Below are 20,226 nucleotides of genomic sequence, written 5' to 3' on the forward strand. Positions count from 1 at the left end.
AATGGCAATGGAAAATCCTTCTATCTATATGGTCGGTGGCAGCAAGGGTGGCGTTGGCAAGAGTTTCGTTACGCTGGCGTTGGTTGAATATCTCCGGCGTACGGATGTCCACGTTGTCCTGGTGGAGACGGACACGTCCAATCCCGATGTCATGAAAGCCGTCCATGACGAAATCGAATGCGCTTCGTGTGATCTGGATGAGGCGGGGGGCTGGATTGATTTCGTAAATTTCTGCGACGTGCATCGGGATGCGACTGTCATCGTCAATACGGCGGCGCGAAGTCAGGCAGGCGTTGCCCGATACGGAGGGACGCTCGCCAGCACCCTGGATGACCTGGCCCGGCGTCTCGTCGTGCTATGGGTCATCAACCGACAGCGTGACAGTCTCGAACTGCTGCTCGAGTTTGGCGAGACTTTCCCGCGTGCGCTCACGCATGTCGTGCGCAATGGTTACTTCGGCACTCCGGACAAGTTCATGCTGTACCGTGAGTCGAAGCTCCGCAGGGCCGTCGAGGCCCAGGGCCAGTCGCTGGATTTCCCCGACCTTGCGGATCGTGTCGCGGACGAACTGCGTAGTCAGCGTATCTCGATTCGCAGGGCGGCGGAGTCCATGCATATCGGGCAACGTGCGGAACTCTTTCGCTGGCGGGCGCTGTGCGACGCGATGTTCTCGAAGGTCATCGATGTCGACCGGGCGGTTCATGAGCAATAGGCATCAGAGTTCAGTCGACCCGCTCATCCGCCTTTTTCACGAAGTCTCCGGCGATGTTCCCGACGAGGTCAGCCTCGCCCGCATGCGCCGGGTGTCGGGCGCACTGAGTCTGCATGACAATGACGCGCTATGGTCGGTAATTGCCGTGCTCGAATACTACGCGCGTCTTTATGAAGCCATGCCAGAACGCATCAGGTGGGCGGGGGAGGGTAGCGTCGAAGCCGCGCGCCGGGAAACTGGCGGCGCAAAAGATGCCCTGATGCAGCAGCATCGCGAAGCGCTTGAGCGGTGCAAAGCGACGATCCAGTTGGCGGAAAACCTGATTCAGGAACATGAGGCCCGCTACCGGGCCGCACTGGCAAGTCTCAATGAGGCTGCGGTGACGGGTCTGATCGGGCGCCTGTCGAATCAGGTCGCGCGTTCGGCAGGTAACCGGCTGATCGGCGCGGCGACAGTGTCAGCGCGTGAGCAGCGCGAGCGGCTGGGCGTCAAGCTTGACGCCTTCGAGCGGGCGGTTGATACAACGGCGGCGCGCGTGGAGGGGATGGCGACCCGCATGGAAGAGCGGTTCGCGCGTTCGATGCGTTGCATGTTGCTGGTGGGCGGTGCCGTTCTTTGCCTCCTACTGGTTGCCGGTGGCGTTACAGACTGGCAGATGGGACGTCATGTGGCGAGCTCGGACTGTCATGCGTCGCGGTTCTCGCAGGCAGACGGCAGGCCCTGATGGCACTGTCGTCTGCTGCCGCGCGTCCGCGGCTATGGACGAAACTCACTTTGCGCTTGGGTCAGCTTGCGCCGCGTTCAGCGTCTCGCCGGTCGGGAAGGGCCACGGCGGCTGCGCGGTGTGGGTAGCGTTTGGCATTTCCGCGTCAGGAGAGGTGTTGTCGAATTCCTTGTCGCCATTGCCGGGATTCGATCCTGCAATAGGGGCCTCGTCCTCTGGTGCTTCCTCACCGTTTTCTCCCGCATCGGCGTCGTCCGCGTCATCCTGGCCGACAGCCCACGAGGGCGTGGCCGGAATCTCGCGGTCGGTGAGGATTTCAGGAACCCACGGGATTCTGGCGAGGCGGAGTTCGGCGGCGGCAGCGGCGTCGGCTTTTTTCATCTTTGCGATATCGGCGGCGACCTTCGGAGACACAACAGCGGACACGACTTCCGCGATGCGCGCCTTGCTGACGTGATCAAAATACGTGGCACGGGTCGGCGTCCAGTACCGGGCCATGTCGAGGTTCAGCGCATCTGTGAGCGCGTTGATCGCATGCGGCGTTTCTTCGCCTTCGATGCCGTCGAGCAGCGTGCCGGTGCAGAACGCGAGCAGGTCAAGCAACGTCGTGCCGGGGTCCTGGCGGATCATCCACGGGAGCAGATCAGGGCGTTTCGCCGGCAGTTCTGCGATCCATCGCGCGCGTTGGGTTTCGATGGCGTTCCATGCGGGGCTGGTGGGCAGGTCGTCGGCTGCGTGCAGCAGACTGTCGTGATTGTTCCTGCCGGACAGCGTCAGATAGTCAAGCGTGGTCGTAAAGGCAAAGTGCCCGGGCAGCGCGTGCGGGATCAGGTGTTGCAGCAGGGCCGCCAGCGCGACGGTGGGTTGCGTGACCAGTTCAGCGTGGATGGCGGCGGTGCGGTGCGCGGTCAGCCGCTGGCAGAGCTTCGCGCTGTGGACGGGCTTCATCTTCGAAGCCGACGAGCCCGCTCTGTCGGGGGCGTCGGCTTCCGGCGTACCGGACATGGTCGCGCCTGACGTGTCGAGTGCCGCCGTGGTGTCCCGTCGCATGAGGCCGCGCTCGATGACCAGTTCGCCCTTTGGTCCGACGATCACGCACGCGCCGGCCTCAGCCATCTGTGATGCCTCCCAGACCATGGTGCGGCCTTCGAACGCCATGATTGCGGTGTTGACGCGCCCGATTTCAGCGTCGAGGCGTTCGGCTTCCTCGTAGGCGTTCTCATCGTCCTCCGACAATGCTTCGAGGTTTTTTTCCAGCCCGTCGTACTGCGCCGAGAGCGCGTCGATGTCGCGTTGCTCGTCCTCCGTGTATAGGCGCTAGACTGGTTTCAATTTGCCGAAGCGGTTCAGTTCCAGCACGTCGCGCTCGATACGCGTTTCGACCCAACCCCAGCCTTCGGCGCAGACTTCCTCGGCGGCTGCGTCGAGCTTCGCTGCGACGAGGCGTTGCAGCAGATCAGCGTCGGCAATGTAGCCCGCGTTTTCCTCGTCACTGAACAGATCCCGACGGACGTACCCGCCAGCATCTTCGTAGGCGGTGAGGCCGACGAAACGCACAAGACGGCTGCGGCTCGCGTCGATCTCGGCGCGCGTGATCGCCTGCCGCAGATAGTGCGGCTGACGCTGCCACTCGTTTGCCTCAAACCAGAGGCGCTCCTGGGTGTCGTGGTCGTCCGCCAGGGCGAGCGCGGCAAGCTGGTCGAGCGTGATCGCATCCTCGCGCAGCAGCGCGAGCAGCCTGGGCGACAAGTTGGCGAGCTTCATGCGCCGTTTGACCGTGATGGGCGAGGCGGAAAAAAGCGCGGCGATGTAATTGACGCTGCGGCCTTCCTCAGCCAGCATCCGGTATGCGCGGAGCACGTCGAAAGGATCGAGCCCTTCGCGTTCGCTGTTCTCGATCAGTGAAACGGCGAGCGCTTCGCCCTCGCTGACGACCCGCACAGGCACGGGGTAGTCGGCACTGATGTGCTTTTGCTCGAACAGCAGGTCGAGCGCAGCTTCCCGGCGCTGACCCGCGCAAACGCCATATTTGCGGTGTTTCCCGCGAGACCCCTTGATCTCGTGGACGACGAGGTTTTGCAGCAGCCCTTTTGCGCGAATGTTGGCGGCAAGTCCAGGGATACCTGCCAGTGATTTCGTGCGGGCGTTCAGTGGCGACCGCTGCAGACTGGAATACGGCACGGTCGCGACCGGTTGCTCGTTGCCGAAATTGGTTTCGAGTGCGGTGGTGGATTCGTCTGCGTCAACGGAGACGGTGACAGTTTCGACAGTTTGGGCTTGCATGATGGACTCCAGAGTCGGAAACAAGGTGCCGGGCCAGTGCTATGTGAACGCGCCGGAACGTGACCCGGAGGGCGTCGTGGCGCAAGGGCTGGCAACGGGGCGGCGTGGGTGCGCCGCCGCTAGGTCGTTACGCCTTCAGCTGGCGCATGGTTTCAGCGAGCATCCAGAGGGCGCGGTTGAGCTTCACGTTCTGGTCGATGCCGGTGATGGGTCGCGTGGACATCGCGCGGCCTGACCGCGAGCGACCGTGCAGTCCACCCTTCGTCAGGTTTTCCTGCACCCGGTTAAACACGGTCCAGAGGTCATCGCGGCGATCCTCGAAGCGACGCGGGGAAAGCAACTGGCTTCCGGTAATGGGTGCGGGCGCTTCGGCATCGGTCGGGTCGTAACGCAACGCGAGTGCGGATCGGGCGAACGCCTGTTGTTCATCGCGATCGAGCGTCATGGCGCGCATGCCTTCCTTCTGCTCGCGGATCAGGTCGAAGCCCTCAAGGACGTCGAAAGCGCCATTGATCACGTTCTGGATGACGTTGCCTTTGTGTGGCACGCGCATATCGGCGATGTTCTCGCCCGCGACCATGCCGTTCTGGCAGACAAACCGGAATGTGCCCGCCAGCATCTGGTAAGTGCTGGTGCCGTCGTGCGAGTTCAGCAGCACGATTTCGTCGGCTTCCTCGCCGGAGATCTGGTCGGCGTGGCGAAGGCGCAGCATGTGTTTGGTGAATCCGCGCTTGCCCTGATCGCGTACGCGGGTCTGGCAGATCATGAACGGCTGAAAGCCTTCGTTGCGCAGGCCGCGGAGCACATCGATGGTGGGAATGTAGGTGTAGCGCTCGGAGCGGCTTTCGTGCTTGCCGTCCGCGAAGATGGAAGGGGCAACGTGGCGAATCTGGTCGTCCGAAAGCGGCGAGTCAGCGCGAAGCATCGGGGACCCGTAATGGAAAGAGGAAGCGAGTTGCATGGCAATCTCCACAGTCAAGGTTGAGGACCTGAACCGGGCGAGAGGAGGTGCTTTGCTATTGAGGCTGGGCACTTCCCGGTGGAACTCGGGGTTGGCGTTGCTACCGCCTGCTCCCGGGTTCCCGCCCGTGCGACTGGAGGAGCCGATAGCGGGCGTGTGTCAAGGAAAAAGGCGAGGGAGGGGTGCGGGCAACACGGTCCCTCGCCCCTTGATGCGCGCCCGCTATCGGCTACTGTCGCGGGTCAAGGGCGGGAAGCTGGGAGCCGGGTGCATGCCATGCCTCGGGTTGACCGGGCCTGCAGGTGTGGTCCTATCGACCAGACTCGCGCATCGTATTCTCGTAAGAACCGCGCAGGAGCCGTACGGCCTGACGAAGCTGCGGTTCGACAACCGCACGTGCTACGGGATCGAGCCACGTCAGTTGTATGCGATGGTCGAGACGGCGCCGGTGAACTAGCATGCGCTGAACGCGCTGGTGCTGCTGATCGGTCAGCTGCTATCCGACCTGCTGTACAAGAACGGCGTCGACAGATCCTGACCTGCAGCCCGTGGAACTACTAAGTTGCCGCGAATTTTTGTTTGTGGTCAAATGACCATGTCAATTGACCTTAATGCCTGCTATATCCCCAATTCGTGAGGCGCCCCTATAGTGAGGGCGGTTTCTTCCGCGCAGTGCAATCTTTAGCGAAAGCTAGGGGCGAGGGATTTGGCGTGAATCAGCATCGGATCTTGTACGAAACCTTACGAGAGGGGGAAGACACTCTCGCATTCAACGCCTGAGCAGTTTTCGACGGTTCGCTGAAAGCGCCTGGTTGAGTGACACGGATTTCTACAGACGGTTCTTGTGGATGCAATGCGACGCCACCCACGAGAGCTATAAGAAAGAACGAGTGTCTATTTTTTGGAATCTCGAACTGAGGACCAATGGAATCGACGCTGTTCATTTTCACCATACAGAGTGAGACAGGATGAACCAGGCGACTGTACCTTCGGCGCTATGCGCCCAACTGCGAGACGGCTCCTTGCTGGAGACGCGTGCCTGGCTTGCGTCGGGATGGGAGGGGGGCACGGATGGTCGTTCGTTTCCCGTAACGAATCCAGCCACGGGTGAAATCTTGGCTCGCGTCGCCAGTCTTGGCGCCGGAGAGGTCGAGAAAGCCATTGCATCATCGGCGCTTGCACAAGAGGGCTGGCAGAAACGGACTAGCCACGAGCGCGCGAGGATATTGCGCGCGTGGTACGACTTGATAATTGCGAATGCCAACGACCTCGCATTCATCATGACGTCGGAGCAAGGCAAGCCGCTGGTGGAAGCACGCGGCGAAATCATGTATGCAGCTTCTTTCGTGGAGTGGTTCGCCGAAGAAGCGAAACGTGTATATGGTGACGTCATTCCTCACCCGCAAGGTGACAAGCGGATCCTTGTCATTCGTCAGCCGATCGGCGTTTGCGCCGCGATTACACCGTGGAATTTTCCTGCCGCGATGATCACGCGTAAGGTTGCTCCCGCACTGGCGGCGGGTTGTTCCATCATCGTGCGCCCGGCAGACCTGACTCCGCTGACCGCGCTTGCGCTTGCCGTACTGGCTGAGCGAGCCGGAATTCCGGCCGGTGTGTTCCAGGTCGTGTGTGGTCCGTCGCGCGAGATTGGGACGGTCCTCACGGCTAGCCCGATTGTGCGCAAGCTATCGTTTACCGGTTCAACGGAAGTCGGCCGTGTACTCATGAGCCAATCGTCCGGAACGATCAAGCGACTTTCTCTCGAACTTGGTGGTAACGCACCCTTTATCGTATTTGACGATGCAGATCTCGACGCAGCGATCGAAGGTGCCATGGCGTCGAAATACCGGAATAGTGGTCAAACCTGTGTTTGCGCGAATCGCTTCCTTGTTCAGGCAGGCATTCATGATCGTTTCGTCGACGCGCTCGCCCGGCGAGTTCAGGGGCTCAGCGTAGGAAACGGCATGGAACCCGGGGTACAACAGGGGCCGCTGATTCAGAAGTCGGCCTGTGACCACCTGAGCCAGCTGATTGACGACGCTGTAGCCAAGGGCGCACGAATTGTCACGGGCGGGAAAGGTCATCGGCTTGGCGGAACGTTTTTCGAGCCGACGGTTATTTCCGATGCGACGCCGGCCATGCGTCTCGCGCGCGAGGAGCTCTTCGGACCCGTCGGTCCGGTGTTCCGTTTCGACGACGAGGCAGAGGCGATCGCGATGGCCAACGACACTGAGTACGGACTGGCAGCCTATCTCTATACACGCGACCATGGTCGCATCTGGCGGGTAGGTGAGGCACTCGAGTACGGCATGGTTGGCCTGAATACTGGTGTGATTTCCAACGAGGTCGCGCCGTTCGGCGGGGTAAAGCAATCTGGCCTTGGCCGTGAGGGTTCCCGTTATGGAATCGAGGAATATCTGGAGATCAAGTACATCCGTGCCCAGATCTAACTGCCAACGTCGGCATGAAGGAAATGTCAATGAAAATGTTCCCGCAGTCGATGCTCTTCGAAACCGTTCCGTCAATTCTCCAGGAATGGGGCTGTGTACGTCGCTTGGGTCAAGTGATGGCGGCATGGACCGATCGACGTAATGTTCTGATTGTTACCGACGCGGGCCTGCACAAGGCCGGCGTGCTGGAGCCGGCGAAAGAGTCGCTGGCGGCCGGGGGATTCCGTGTAGCAGTTTTTGACGAGGTCGTGGCGGACCCACCAGAGAGCGTGGTATCGCGCTGTGTCGAGTTCGCGCGCAGTGCCGAGGTTGACGTTGTTATTGGCCTGGGTGGTGGGTCGTCGATGGACATCGCAAAACTGGTCGCCGTTCTCACCGTCTCACAGCAATCGCTGGCAGAAATGTACGGAATTGGCAACGTTCAGGGTGTGCGCCTGCCATTGGTGCAAATCCCTACCACGGCTGGTACCGGGTCCGAAGTCACTAACATCTCCATCGTTTCGGTTAACGAAACAAATAAGATGGGGATCGTCGCACGTCAACTGTATGCCGACAGGGTAATTCTGGATGCCGAACTGACGGTTGGTCTGCCGCGCAGTCATACCGCTGCAACAGGCATCGACGCGATGGTCCACGCTATTGAGGCCTATACCAGCAAGCACAAGAAGAATGCTATCTCCGACGCCCTGGCGCGTGAAGCATTGCGATTGCTGGCATGCAATCTGATCCCGGCTTGTGAAAATGGCCAGGACCAGCGCGCGCGCGAGGCAATGCTACTGGGGGCTACTCTTGCGGGCCAGGCCTTCGCCAATGCACCTGTGGCCGCGGTCCATGCACTTGCGTATCCGCTGGGAGGTCATTTCCATATCCCGCATGGTTTGTCCAACGCATTGATGCTTGCACCGGTGCTGCGTTTCAACGCCGAAGCGGCAGTTTTGCAATATTCGGAATTGGCAGACGTCGTAGGTGCGGGTGGAAAAGCTAACGTGGCAGAAGGCGCGGCCGCGCTCATCGGATTTATGGATGACCTGATGGACCGATCCGGCGCTCCGCGCCGTCTCCGCGACATGGATGTGCCGCGTTCGAGTCTGCCTACCTTGGCGGCAGATGCCATGAAGCAGCAGCGCTTGCTGTTGAACAATCCAGTTGTTGTCACGGAATCAGACGCATTGCGCCTGTATGAACAAGCTTATTGAACCGGGGCAGGCAATTCTGTGGTCGCCGTAACGTTAATATTGAGAGCGCATCATGAACAATGTAGAAAGGATTGAGCACCACGAGGTCGTCATTCTGGGTGCCGGGTTCGGAGGCCTAGGAATGGCTGCTCGCATGAAAATCGCGGGCATCGACGACTTTGTCGTCCTGGAGAAGCGTCCCGAACTCGGCGGCGTCTGGCTTGATAATTCGTATCCCGGCGCGGCATGCGATACGGAGTCGCATCTGTATTGCTACAGCTTCCATCCGCATCTACGCGTGAGTGCCATGTATGCGGGCAGGGATGAGTTGCTCAATTATTTGAATTCGCTTGCCACGCGGTTCAACTTGGCAGAACACCTGCGGTTCAACAGCGAGATTCGCAGTGCTGACTGGGATGTGAGCGCGAGCCTTTGGCGGTTCGAGCTGGCCGATGGTTCGCGTTTGACCGCTCGTTACTTCGTGCCGGCGTGGGGTCAGCTCAACCGTCCGATGATTCCCGCGATTCGCGGCCTGGCGAGCTTCAAGGGAGACTATTTCCACTCCGCGCAGTGGCGGCATGATGTGAATTTGAGTGGCAAGCGTGTTGCAAGCATCGGAAACGCCGCAAGCGCTGTGCAGTATGTGCCGGAAATCGCGCCGAAGGTCGAGAACCTTACTGTGTTCCAGCGAAGCGCAAACTGGATCATGCCACGCAATCAGATCGTCTTCTCGATGGAGCAACTCGATACATTCGAGCGTGAGCCCCATCTCTTTGAGGAAAGCAGGAAATCGTTGCATGCATTCCGTGAAGCAGGGTTCGAGCGCACACGTATCGGTACCGACGCGCAGACGGAAGGCAAGAGTTTGGCTTTGGCGCACCTTCATCGGCAGGTGCCGGACGCGGTACTTCGCGAGCAGCTAACGCCGGATTACGAATACGCCTGCAAGCGAATTCTGCGATCGGATGACTACTATCCAGCTCTTATGCGCGAGAACGTCTCGTTGGAGACGGCGGGCGTAGAGGCTTTTGTCGAGGACGGTATCCAGACCAGGGACGGGCGTTTTCTCCCGTTCGATGTAGTCGTGTTCGGAACGGGATTCGAGAGTCAGGCATTCCAGGGTAGCCTGCAAATTCGCGGGACGGATGGCACGTTGGCGCAGGCATGGGAAGATGGCCCGGAAGCCTATCTTGGCATGACGGTGCCGGGCTTTCCGAACATGTTCATGTTGTATGGGCCGAATACGAATCTGAACCACAACTCCATCGTTTCGATGCTCGAGATCCAGCAAAACTACATCATCGACGCGATCGGTGGCTTGGCTGCAGCTGGCGTGAGGGCAGTAGACGTCGATAGGGCGGTGTTTGACGAATACAACAGCAGGCTACAGTCAGCGATGGCCGGCTCTGCGTTTTCGGCGGGCTGCTCAAGTTGGTACAAGAACGCAAAGGGCAAGGTGATCAACAACTGGGCTGGCACAGTGGACGAATACCGCACTGTGACACGATGGGATCACAGCGCGTTCGGTGCGATCTGACCGGGGGTGCACATGACATCAGTGCACTGGTTGCCGCTGACGGAGGTTTCCGAAGATGCCCGGGACGCCGTTCGGGCGTTCCGCGAACTGGGCGGACTGCATTACGGTAGCTTTTCCGTAGACCAGTCGCGCGTGAACTTCGTGCGCGCGTGCGAAATGAACGGCATTGCGTGCGATGAGACCGTTGTCCATGAGGACATGTCCGTTCCCGTGGCGGACGGCAGCATTCGCGTACGGCTCTATCGTCCGCGCGACGGGGAGGCCAACGACGAAAATCCACTTGTAGTCTTCATTCACGGAGGCGGGTGGGTGATCGGGAGCGTGGACACGCATGACGGCATCTGCCGCCATCTCGCGCGGCATAGCCAATGCCGTGTCGCCTCGGTGGAGTACCGCCGAGCGCCGGAGCGCCAGTGGCCAGTCCCACTCGAAGACTGCGAGCAGGCATTGGACTACTTGATCGCCAACGCCCCTGCGCTCTCTATTAACGCGTCTCGGGTGATCCTGGCGGGCGACAGCGCCGGCGGCAATATTGCGACCATTATCGCTAATGCGGCCTCGACGGTTGGATCCACGGTCATCGGGCAGATCTTGTTTTATCCGGTGACGGACCTGACGGCGATGTTCCCGTCATATCAGCGTATTCAAGGTGGATTTCCGCTTGTGGCTGAATCGATGCTTTGGTTCCGGAATCACTACGTGCCGGCTGGTGTTCCGTTTGATCTTCCGCGCCTGTCGCCGCTGCTGTATGCCGAAGGTCGGCGACAGCCGCCGATGTTCATTGCAACGATGGGGCTGGACCCACTATGCGACGAGGGCATTGCCTACGCGTCGTGCGCGGCACGAGCCGGAAGCAATGTCGAGCATCATCATCTTCCTGGGCATCACCATGGCATCGTCACCGCAGCCCGCAATATCGCGGCAGCGAGATATCTACTAGAACGCGCAGTTTCCTTTGTTCGGCGGCTCGCCGAAACAAGGCAGATTCAATGATGTCCCGGGGCTTCCGAAGATTTGATGGCGTTCTGTAAAGACTAACTTACTGATTACAAACGAACGAAAAGCATCGAGCTTCTCGACGCCTGCCAACGAGCAACGTCGGAACGATCCTCCGGCGAGAGTTGTGGGCACCGAAGAACTCACGTCATCGTCGGGATCCGATGCCATCGAGGTCGAGCCGCGGCCCATCGCGTTTATCCGATCTTGCACAGGAATGAAGGGACGAGAAACGTCCGTCGTGGGGCGGCAGTTTCGCGAGGTACCTTGGCCCCACTTCCGGTGCAGAGGCAATCCAGACTGGCTGCCAGTCAGTCGGGGAGGGGGCGCTGAACACGGAAAGAGCGAAACAACGGCTGGTGCGGCCTGGTATCTGGCGTGCTACGCACCTTATAACGCCGTTGCAACATTCGCAACCGATTGTGTAATGGAAACCCCTTATTCAAATTGTCCTTCGACTGCATGAGACTGGGAACACTGGAACTTGGTCAAATGATCATGTCGGAAGTGACCGGTCGAACCGAGGCGCGCATGGATGACCTACCGCGGGGGCGTTTCCCGTTGGGTCGGCGAGTTGTCGCCGATCTATGTATGGGGAACTCAACGCTAACGTAATCAAATGAACAAGTCAAATGATTGGTTAGGGTGGCGTTACAGATATTTTCAATAACTGGTCAGTGGAGAGATCTCATGGCTAAGAATCAAACGGATTCATGTTCGACCGAGCACGTAGAAGTACTAATCATTGGGGCCGGGATATCCGGCATTGATGCGGCATGCCATCTCCGCATGCATTTGCCGGATCGCTCGTTCGCCATTCTGGAAGCGATGGAGGGATTCGGCGGTACTTGGTGGACCCATCGTTACCCAGGGGCGCGCTCCGACAGCGACCTGTATACATATGCGTACGGATTCCGTCCGTGGAGTGGCCGCTCGATCGCCACGGCGGATGAGATCCATGGCTATCTCGGAGATGTCATTGACGAATATGACCTCGGTTCGACGATCCGCTACGGGCATCGTGTTCACACGGTGGGCTGGTCGAGTGAACAAAAGCGCTGGACTGTCGAAGTATCGCGAAACGATACGGGTGAACGCTTCTCGATGACTACCGACTTTTTGTGGCTCGGGGCGGGATACTACGACCATCGTCAGGGCTTTACGCCTAAGTGGAACGGGTTCGATCGTTACAAGGGAACGATTGTTCATCCGCAGCACTGGCCCGAGGACCTCGACTATGCCGGAAAGCGGGTGGTCGTGATTGGCTCGGGGGCTACCGCTGCAACGTTGATTCCGGCGATGGCCAAAACCGCAGCGCACGTGACGATGCTTCAGCGGTCACCCACCTTCTTCACATCCGTTCCATGGACCCACCAACTGGACGCGCCGCTTCGCGAACTTGACGTTCCGGAGGAGTGGCGTGCGGAAATTCTGCGGCGTGCGCACCTGAAGCAGACGTTCGACCTGATCAACCTGTCCGCAGCGAACCCGGACGCTGTTCGCGATTGGCTGATCAACGAGACTCGCCAACAATTGCCGGAAGGTTTTGACGTCGACAAGCACTTCAACCCTGGCTATCGCCCGTGGCAGCAGCGAGTTGCTGCAATCCCGGAGGGAGACCTCTTCGCGGCTATTCGTGACGGGAAAGCATCCGTAGTGACGGACACGATCGAGTCATTCGACGAGAACGGCATTACATTGGCCTCCGGCGAACATCTGCAGGCGGATATCGTCGTGACGGCGACCGGCTTCGACATGAGTGCTTTTGGCCAGATCGCTTTTCACGTCGACGGAGATCCAGTCGACATGACCAGGCGGGTCTCATATCGAGGAATGATGATCGAGGGTATCCCGAATATGGCGTTCATCTACGGATATTACCGTTCGAGCTGGACGCTCCGCGCTGATCTCATCTGTGAATTCACCTGTCGTGTACTCGCACATATGGACAAGGTTGGTGCGAAGACGGTGGAGCCGCGCCTGCGAGCCGAAGACGCCGACATGCAGCGGTTGCCCTGGACAGACCCGAATAACTTCAATGCTGGGTACGTTATGCGGTCGCAACACCAGATGCACTCGCGGGGCGATCGTATGCCGTGGCAGCACCACTTTGAGTACCAGGAGGAGAGCAAGACTCTTCCGGAATTGAGCCCGGATTCCGAAGTCCTCGTATATCGCTGATCTCCCGGTAACGTCCGCATAAAAGGTAATGTTATGGCACTCGATTTGCATCTCGCTGGTTTTCTCGAAGCTTTTGCCGGATCTGGCGCGAAGCCACTGTCGCAGTCAACCCCGGAAGAGGCGCGCGCATTGATGCATCAATTGGCACACGCAGTTCGTGCATCAGGGGCAGTGGTCGAAATTCATAGTGTGGAAGACTTGACGGTTCCCGGCGCGACTGGATCGCTACGGGCGCGGCTCTATCGTCCGACTCAAGATCGTCATTTGCCGACGATCATTTATCTTCACGGTGGTGGGTTTGTCATTGGTGATCTGGATACCCACGACAATATTTGTCGAGAGCTGGCTCGTGGTGCGAACGCGGTAGTCGTCTCAGTGGACTACCGCCTGGCTCCCGAGCATCGGTATCCGGCGGCGGCGGACGACGCGTTAGCCGCGACCAAATGGGTTATCGCAAACGCTGGTGAGCTGGGTGGCAACGATGTAGTAGCGGTTGCCGGAGATAGCGCTGGCGGTAATCTTGCGGCCGTCGTGACCCAAGAACTGCACGCTGAGGGCATTTCGCTTGCCGCTCAGTTCCTGATTTATCCGGCGGTAGCACAAGACCGATCCAATTTTCCTTCCTTCAAGGAAAACGGTGAAGGCTATCTGCTCGACCTCGATACGATCGGCTGGTTTGATCGACATTACGTCCTCGACGGTACAAACCGGGCGGATGCACGACTGGCCCCGATCCTCGCCAAGGACTTTGCAGGGTTGCCTCCGGCGATCATCCTCACCGCGGAATACGATCCACTGCGCGACGAGGGCGAAGCATACGGTCGCTTGCTTCATGCAAGCGGCGTCAAGGTAGAAACGATCAGGTGTGATGGCATGCTGCACGGGTTCTTCGATATGGGGGGGATCTCCCCGGGCGCCCAGGCATGGATCGAGAAAGGAATCGCGAGTTTCCGGAAGATGCTCGGCAGTGCGCAGCACCATTGATACGTTCACGGTAGCGACTTGACTCTGCTGTTCGCAGTTCTGTGGCCACATGCAGCGTGGCAGGCGAGTTCCAACGTCGCCGACGCGGCCACAGTCCTGTCTCATGGCGGAATGTGCCCGATTGCCTAATGCCTCCGTGGAGCCGAAAAGTGCGGGGCGGAATGAATGCATCCGGTGGCGATTGCGCTTTTTCGCCGTCGGCATCGGTTCGTGCACGCTTTCGTGAGAGGGCTCCGGTTATTTGTCTCGATACCATCCGAGCTATCGACTGTGTTGAGACAGGGCGCGACGCGTCGGTACGCTTCGCCGCGGCACCACACTTTGTGGTCGAAAGTTGTGAACGAGTGTGAAAGATCGAAATATAAGGGATGGAGGAGACGCCAATATAGCCGGGCGAATATTTGGGCCTGGTGACAAGTGCGTACGTCGTGACCTCCTTTTATAAGGCCAGCCAGGCCGTGGGAAATGCTCGCATGTCTGATCAACTCAAGACTTGACGCGCGAGCCGACCTGACGTGTCTTCGCTGGGTAGTCTATTCAGGACACAAACCTGTGAAGAATTCATTCGATTATCTTGTTGTAGGTGGCGGATCGGCAGGCAGTGTGCTGGCTTCGCGTTTGACCGAAGACACTGATGTGACGCTGTGCCTCTTCGAAGCCGGTGGCACCGGCGACGGATGGACAGTAAACGTTCCGGCCGCCTTGGTGCTGATGATTCCATCCAGGCTGAACAATTGGGCGTTTCAGACCGTTCCCCAAAAGGGGCTGCTGGGACGACGCGGCTACCAGCCGCGAGGCAAGGCGTTGGGCGGATCGTCTGCGATCAATGCGATGGTGTACACGCGCGGCCATCATTGCGACTACGACGATTGGGCTGAGCTTGGCAACGAAGGCTGGGCCTGGAACGACGTCTTCCCTTATTTCAAGCGAAGCGAGCATAACGAACGTCTTGGCAATGAATGGCACGGGCGCGGCGGCCCGCTTTGGGTCAGCGATCTGAGGACAGGCAATCCTTTTCAGGAACGTTGGCTGGAGGCCGGACGACAGTGCGGCTTGCCCATCACGGACGATTTCAACGGTGCGGAGCAGGAAGGCGTCGGTATTTACCAGGTGACCCAGAAGAATGGAGAGCGCTGGAGTGCTGCACGCGCCTATCTTTTCCCACATATGAAGGCTCGCGACAACCTGACGGTGGAGACCAATGCGCTGGTTAGACGCATTGTGTTCGATGGAAAAAGGGCCGTTGGTGTCGAAGTCTCGCGTGCGGGCAGTGTCGAGACGGTTTGGGCGAAAAAAGAGGTGATCCTTTCCGCGGGCGCTCTTCAATCTCCTCAGTTGCTGATGTTGTCCGGCGTTGGACCGAAAGACGAACTTCATCGTCATGGGATAAAGGTCGTATCCGATCTCCCGGGCGTTGGAGAGAACTTGCAGGATCACCCGGACGTCGTTGTCGGCTATAAAACGAATAGCCTGGATGCGCTCGGTGTATCGGTACGCGGTGGGATCAAGACGCTGCGCGACATCAGGCAATATCGGAATTCACGGCGCGGTACCATGACAACCAACTTTGCTGAAGGCGGCGCCTTCCTGAAGACGCGTCCCGATCTGGATCGACCGGACGTTCAGATGCACTTTGTCGTTGGTCCCGTCAACGACCACGGAAGAAAGTTGCAGTTTGGACATGGTATTTCCTGCCACGTGTGCCTGTTGAGGCCGAAAAGCCGTGGGTCGCTCAAGCTGCAAAGCCCGGATCCGCTTGAGGCGCCGTTGATCGACCCGGCATTCCTCGATCATGCGGATGATCTCGATGTCCTGGTCGAGGGATACAAGTTGACTCGGCAGCTGATGGCGGCGCCGGCCATGTCGGAGTTTGTGACGGAGGATCTGTTTGAGGCTCGGTCGCGATCCGATGAAGACATTCGTGCGTTGCTACGTGAGCGAACCGACACCGTTTACCATCCGGTGGGAACCTGTCGCATGGGGAACGACGAGCTCGCCGTCGTTGACTCCCAATTGCGCGTTCGGGGAGTGGAGGGCTTGCGTGTCGTTGACGCCTCCATAATGCCGACTTTAGTTGGTGCAAATACGAACGCTCCGACGATTATGATTGGAGAAAAAGCCTCGGATTTAATCCGGGGGATTGCAAGATTTCCGCCTACGGTACCGAATTGAATTTTAAAACGGTGGTTTAACTAGCACCTTCTCGTGCGGCATTCGTACGCACGAATGCCGCAACCGTGCACGGATGTTGCGGACGTAGTATGCGCAACTACAGAGGTGGCTATTCGGGGACCCGCATCCCTATTCGGCCATAGACAAGCTTTCAAAATACCGACATAATCTACAATATGATGGTCATCTGACCATGTATCTCGATTGAACGCTACACGCCTGTACGACGTGAGCGGAAGAGGATTTTCGTGTCGGAGCTTACCAATGACAAGAGTTAGGGCCGCGTTACGGCGACAAGACTTTGTTGACGCTGCCGTTGATGTCATCGCCACGCATGGCGTTGCGGGAGCCACCACGAGGCGAATAGCTCAAGCCGCAGGCTGCCCTCTGGCGTCGCTACACTATGTATTCCACACCAAGAACGATCTGTTCGATGCGGTTTACGAATCCCTGTTTGACCGTATCGCGACGGACCTCACCGCCGATAGACCATTTCAGTCTTTCGCGGAACTCGCTGGATGGCAGTTGCGCAAGATTGTCGAATGGCTCGTGCAGAATCCATCATACGCCCGAGCCCAGTCCGAGCTGATCCAGTGGGCAGCGCGTCATCGACCCGATTTCGCCTTGAGAACCTATGTCCAGTCTGTCGAGCGAACGGTGGCTTACTTCAGCAAGTGCGCCGTGGAAGTCCACAGCGACATGATTGAAGCCGTAGCTAGAATGAGCCTCGTTCTGATCGATGGATTACTTAATAGTTGGTACGCGGAACTGAATATCCGCACGCTTGGGACGAACCTGAAAAATGCGAGTTCAGCTTTGGAGGCGTATGCAACCGTCATCTCGAACTCAACGGTACAGGTTTGAAATCGACGCGGCCTGCTGTGGCGCTTTTTGAAGTCCATTTCGACCTTGTTTCCGGTGCGTAGATGGACGACGGCATCCAGTTGGGAGCCCCCCGAGAGAGGCACCCAGCGTCGATTCTAGTTAGCTGATGGCGCCCGGCGCCGCGCCGAACATAGACTTCGTCTCCAGGAACTCCTCGATGCCGGCGTAGCCCCATTCTCGTCCATTTCCGGACTGCTTGTAACCACCGAATGGTGCCGCGATGTCAACTGCCGCGCCGTTCAAGTGGACCATTCCGGTCCGCAACTTTCTTGCGACACGCTCCGCTTGTTCGATCGAGTCTCCATAGACGTAGCCGGACAATCCGTACGGCGAGTCGTTGGCGATGGCGATAGCATCTGGTTCATCTTTATAGGGGATGAGGACCAATACAGGGCCGAAAATCTCTTCGGTTGCTATTTTCATGCGATTGTTTGCGCGGCTGAAGATCGTCGGCTTTACGTAGTAACCTCGTTCAAGCCCGGAAGGATTGCCGAGCCCGCCCGAGATGAGCACTGCACCCTCCTCAATTCCAACCCGAATCATTTCCTGCACCTTTTGATGCTGGCGCTGGTTCGCCATTGGTCCCATTGTTGTGCTGGGATCGCGCGGGTCGCCGACTACTACCTGCCCGCACGCGGCTGCTGCAATCGCTTCCGCTTCCTCAAGCCGATGCGCTGGCACCAGCATTCGTGATGGCGCCGTGCATGTCTGACCGGAATTGGCCATCATCTGGAGCACCCCATGCGTGACTGCTTGCTGAAAGTTTTCGCTATCCAGAATGATGTTCGCCGACTTTCCACCCAGCTCTAGCGTCACCCTTTTGATCGTCGTCGCCGCTGCCTGAGCGACCTCCACACCAGCGCTCGTCGACCCGGTAAGCGACACCATATCAATGAGCGGGCTGGAAGCAATGGCACTTCCCAAGCGCTGCCCAGAGCCCTGTACGAGATTGAATACACCGGGAGGTACGCCGGCCTTCTCAAGGATCTCGGCGAGAACAATGGCCGAGTACGGTGCATTCTGACTGGGCTTCAACACAATTGTGCAGCCCGCCACCAGAGCCGGCGCAACCTTGCACATGACCTGGTTCATTGGCCAGTTCCATGGCGTAATCAACCCGCAAACACCCACAGGCTCCTTCACGATCCGCGAAGTGCCTTGGGTTCGTTCGAACGGATACTGCTTTGCAACTTCCAGAGTCGTATGGAGGTGCCAGAGTCCCAGCGCCGCCTGAAGTGGGCGAGAAATAGCATCCATGGGTGCGCCCATCTCTAGAGTGATTGCGTCCGCCATGTCCTGCAACCGCTCAGTGTATGCACCAATCACGCGTTCGAGCATCTGGAGTCGCTCAACCAGGGGCGTGTTCGAAAATGCTGCGAAGGCGTCGCTAGCCGCCTTCGCAGCCAAATTCACATCCGCCTCGTCAGAGAACAGCAATACCCCAGAGACCTCGCCGGTCGCCGGATTGATAATTTCGTGCTCAATGCCACCGTTCACCGGCTCCACCCATCGCCCGCCTATCAACGCCCGGCGTAGATGTTCTGCTTCAAAAATTGGCATCAGCTAGCTCCATGTTAGTTGGCTTCGCGGGCGAGTCTTCAGAACTCCCCAGAGTAGCCATGCTACCGCCTTTTTTGATCAGTTGTCCAAGTCGAACGACTCAGTAATAATCAGGATTGACCACTGGCACTTCGAAACACGATGCTCTAGGGAACCAGCAGCAATGCCGTTGCAAAATAGTCCGAGTTCGAGTCAGCTCGCCGTTCGAGTACTCACGCACGTATCACAGAGGGTTAACCTTCATCGACAAGGAATTTTTCGAGCAATACCTTCTGCCACACGGTCATTTGATCAAGTCAAGTAGTAGACTCCATCCCGGATAGCCAAATAGAAGTAAGCAATCCATAAAGTGGCGAACCGCGATTCGGTCGCTTTTAGATGTCAACGTCGAACGACAACTCTCCTTCAAGAGCGAAAGGTAATTACCATGGCAATTATTCAAGTACAGCAGATCATGCATGAGCACCCATTGCATGCTCGTGCCCCGCATGAATCCCGCTACGAAGGTGGCAGTGCCTTCTGCGACGGCAACTATGTCCCCATCACCGAAGCGACCGTCCCGCTCGTTGACGCGGGGTTCTTGCATGCCGATGCTGCCTACGATGTCGTTACCGTCTCACGAGGCAACTTCTTTCGGCTCGACGATCACCTCACCCGCATGGAAGAGTCGTCGGCGAAGTTCTTCCTCGAGAATCCGTTCAATCGCGAACAGGTCAGGGAAATTCTCCACAATCTCGTGCGAAACGCCGGCCTGAAGGATGCGTACGTCTGGTGGTGCGTCACCCGCGGCCCCCTGAGCGTCGACCGTCGTGACCGCAGTGCAATGAAGAATGCGATGTTTGCCTTTGCCGTGCCGTTCTTCTTCCAGGCGGACGACGAGGTCCGCACGCGCGGCTCGAACCTGTTGATCAGCAAGCTGTACAACCGGATTTCCGCAAAGGCGGTGGATCCCACGGCCAAGAACTTCCATTGGATGGACATGAAGCTTGCTCTCTTCGAGGCGATGCAACAAGAGAAGGACTGGGCGATTCTCGTCGACGAAAGCGACAACCTCACCGAAGCTGCCGGCGCGAACGTCTTTTTCGTCAAGAACGGCGAGCTCTATACCCCTGCTGAAGGCTGTCTTCTGGGTATCACGCGCCAGAGTGTCTTCGATATCGCCGCCGAGCTTGGCATCAAGGTGAACATCGGCAAATACACCGCGACCCAGCTGCGCCAGGCCGACGAAGCATTCACTTCCTCGTCTGCAGGCGGAATCATGCCCATCAGCTCCGTCGATAACCAGCGCCTTGGTGACCACAACGGCCCCGGCCCGATCTCCGAGAAGATCCATAACCTCTACTGGGAGAAGCGCTGGGCAGGGTGGCATTCGCAGCCAGCTGAATACTTCACGTCTGTCCCGGCATAAGCCGGGAGCCCATCACAAGCGACGCGCGTACAGAGTCGATCCGGTCAGATTAGCCGTGCCGGCTTTGACGCATGCACGATAGCTGTAGCCATCGAGAATGCGGGAAAAGCCTGTCCGGCACTCCTTAACGGTGCCGGACGTAAAGTGTGTCGAGCTTCGGTCGGCAGCCGGTTCCGGCAAGGACTGGGTCTGGCGCCG

13 protein-coding genes and 1 pseudogene are annotated in these 20,226 nt (G+C 58.5%); 11 read left to right on the forward strand and 3 right to left on the reverse strand.

Going from position 1 to position 20,226, the window contains the following annotated elements:
* Position 1 precedes the first annotated feature (1 nt).
* The gene (locus P5W99_RS18135; protein WP_421026563.1) at positions 2-712 is read left to right on the forward strand and encodes a protein mobD; all 711 of its coding nucleotides are present in this window, start codon (positions 2-4) and stop codon (positions 710-712) included.
* Positions 702-1,436 carry a hypothetical protein gene (locus P5W99_RS18140; protein WP_421026564.1) on the forward strand — a complete coding sequence of 245 codons (735 nt, stop codon included), beginning with the start codon at positions 702-704 and terminating at the stop codon, positions 1,434-1,436. Before P5W99_RS18135 ends, P5W99_RS18140 begins: the two co-directional genes overlap by 11 nt.
* 45 nt (positions 1,437-1,481) lie before the next feature.
* Here the strand turns inward: P5W99_RS18140 and P5W99_RS18145 are convergent.
* Positions 1,482-3,719: pseudogene (locus tag P5W99_RS18145) on the reverse strand (ParB/RepB/Spo0J family partition protein).
* Between the two features lie 127 nt (positions 3,720-3,846).
* Positions 3,847-4,680: a DUF932 domain-containing protein gene (locus P5W99_RS18150; RefSeq protein WP_421026565.1), complete on the reverse strand. Its 834-nt coding sequence runs from the start codon at positions 4,678-4,680 to the stop codon at positions 3,847-3,849.
* Between the two features lie 968 nt (positions 4,681-5,648).
* Here P5W99_RS18150 and P5W99_RS18155 point away from each other — a divergent pair.
* From P5W99_RS18155 to P5W99_RS18190, 8 genes are all read left to right on the forward strand, one after another.
* Positions 5,649-7,130 carry an NAD-dependent succinate-semialdehyde dehydrogenase gene (locus P5W99_RS18155; protein WP_434664117.1) on the forward strand — a complete coding sequence of 494 codons (1,482 nt, stop codon included), beginning with the start codon at positions 5,649-5,651 and terminating at the stop codon, positions 7,128-7,130.
* 29 nt (positions 7,131-7,159) lie between these two features.
* A complete protein-coding gene (locus tag P5W99_RS18160) occupies positions 7,160-8,326 on the forward strand; it encodes an iron-containing alcohol dehydrogenase (protein WP_421026567.1) in 1,167 nt (388 codons plus the stop codon).
* Between the two features lie 52 nt (positions 8,327-8,378).
* Positions 8,379-9,842, forward strand: coding sequence for a flavin-containing monooxygenase (locus P5W99_RS18165; protein ID WP_421026568.1), 1,464 nt, complete (start codon positions 8,379-8,381; stop codon positions 9,840-9,842).
* A 12-nt stretch (positions 9,843-9,854) separates the two neighbouring features.
* Entirely contained in the window at positions 9,855-10,835 is a 981-nt protein-coding gene (locus tag P5W99_RS18170; RefSeq protein WP_421026569.1) for an alpha/beta hydrolase, read from the forward strand.
* A gap of 693 nt (positions 10,836-11,528) precedes the next feature.
* Positions 11,529-13,019, forward strand: a complete 1,491-nt coding sequence (locus P5W99_RS18175; protein WP_421026570.1) for a flavin-containing monooxygenase — start codon at positions 11,529-11,531, stop codon at positions 13,017-13,019.
* Positions 13,020-13,052: 33 nt separating this feature from the next.
* Entirely contained in the window at positions 13,053-14,003 is a 951-nt protein-coding gene (locus P5W99_RS18180) for an alpha/beta hydrolase (RefSeq protein ID WP_434664122.1), read from the forward strand.
* 552 nt (positions 14,004-14,555) lie between these two features.
* Entirely contained in the window at positions 14,556-16,175 is a 1,620-nt protein-coding gene (locus P5W99_RS18185; RefSeq protein ID WP_421026572.1) for a GMC family oxidoreductase, read from the forward strand.
* Between the two features lie 264 nt (positions 16,176-16,439).
* Positions 16,440-17,039 (forward strand): TetR/AcrR family transcriptional regulator, encoded by a 600-nt coding sequence (locus P5W99_RS18190; RefSeq protein ID WP_421026573.1) that lies wholly within the window; start codon positions 16,440-16,442, stop codon positions 17,037-17,039.
* A 120-nt stretch (positions 17,040-17,159) separates the two neighbouring features.
* Here P5W99_RS18190 and P5W99_RS18195 read toward each other — a convergent pair whose 3' ends face one another.
* Positions 17,160-18,620, reverse strand: coding sequence for an aldehyde dehydrogenase family protein (locus P5W99_RS18195; RefSeq protein ID WP_421026574.1), 1,461 nt, complete (start codon positions 18,618-18,620; stop codon positions 17,160-17,162).
* A 427-nt stretch (positions 18,621-19,047) separates the two neighbouring features.
* On the opposite strand from P5W99_RS18195, the gene P5W99_RS18200 reads away from it, so the two are divergent.
* Positions 19,048-20,028, forward strand: coding sequence for an aminotransferase class IV (locus P5W99_RS18200; RefSeq protein WP_421026575.1), 981 nt, complete (start codon positions 19,048-19,050; stop codon positions 20,026-20,028).
* Positions 20,029-20,226: the final 198 nt, after the last annotated feature.

The organism is Paraburkholderia sp. A3BS-1L (assembly GCF_051125215.1).
Classification (GTDB): Bacteria; Pseudomonadota; Gammaproteobacteria; order Burkholderiales; family Burkholderiaceae; genus Paraburkholderia.

Bases quoted from the DNA above. Each gene is read 5' to 3' on its own strand.
- P5W99_RS18165 (WP_421026568.1), top strand. From the start codon at position 8,379: ATGAACAATGTAGAAAGGATTGAGCACCACGAGGTCGTCATTCTGGGT.
- P5W99_RS18140 (WP_421026564.1), top strand. From the start codon at position 702: ATGAGCAATAGGCATCAGAGTTCAGTCGACCCGCTCATCCGCCTTTTT.
- P5W99_RS18180 (WP_434664122.1), top strand. From the start codon at position 13,053: ATGGCACTCGATTTGCATCTCGCTGGTTTTCTCGAAGCTTTTGCCGGA.
- P5W99_RS18200 (WP_421026575.1), top strand. From the start codon at position 19,048: ATGGCAATTATTCAAGTACAGCAGATCATGCATGAGCACCCATTGCAT.
- P5W99_RS18190 (WP_421026573.1), top strand. From the start codon at position 16,440: ATGACAAGAGTTAGGGCCGCGTTACGGCGACAAGACTTTGTTGACGCT.
- P5W99_RS18170 (WP_421026569.1), top strand. From the start codon at position 9,855: ATGACATCAGTGCACTGGTTGCCGCTGACGGAGGTTTCCGAAGATGCC.
- P5W99_RS18135 (WP_421026563.1), top strand. From the start codon at position 2: ATGGCAATGGAAAATCCTTCTATCTATATGGTCGGTGGCAGCAAGGGT.
- P5W99_RS18160 (WP_421026567.1), top strand. From the start codon at position 7,160: ATGAAAATGTTCCCGCAGTCGATGCTCTTCGAAACCGTTCCGTCAATT.
- P5W99_RS18175 (WP_421026570.1), top strand. From the start codon at position 11,529: ATGGCTAAGAATCAAACGGATTCATGTTCGACCGAGCACGTAGAAGTA.
- P5W99_RS18150 (WP_421026565.1), bottom strand. From the start codon at position 4,680: ATGCAACTCGCTTCCTCTTTCCATTACGGGTCCCCGATGCTTCGCGCT.
- P5W99_RS18155 (WP_434664117.1), top strand. From the start codon at position 5,649: ATGAACCAGGCGACTGTACCTTCGGCGCTATGCGCCCAACTGCGAGAC.
- P5W99_RS18195 (WP_421026574.1), bottom strand. From the start codon at position 18,620: ATGCCAATTTTTGAAGCAGAACATCTACGCCGGGCGTTGATAGGCGGG.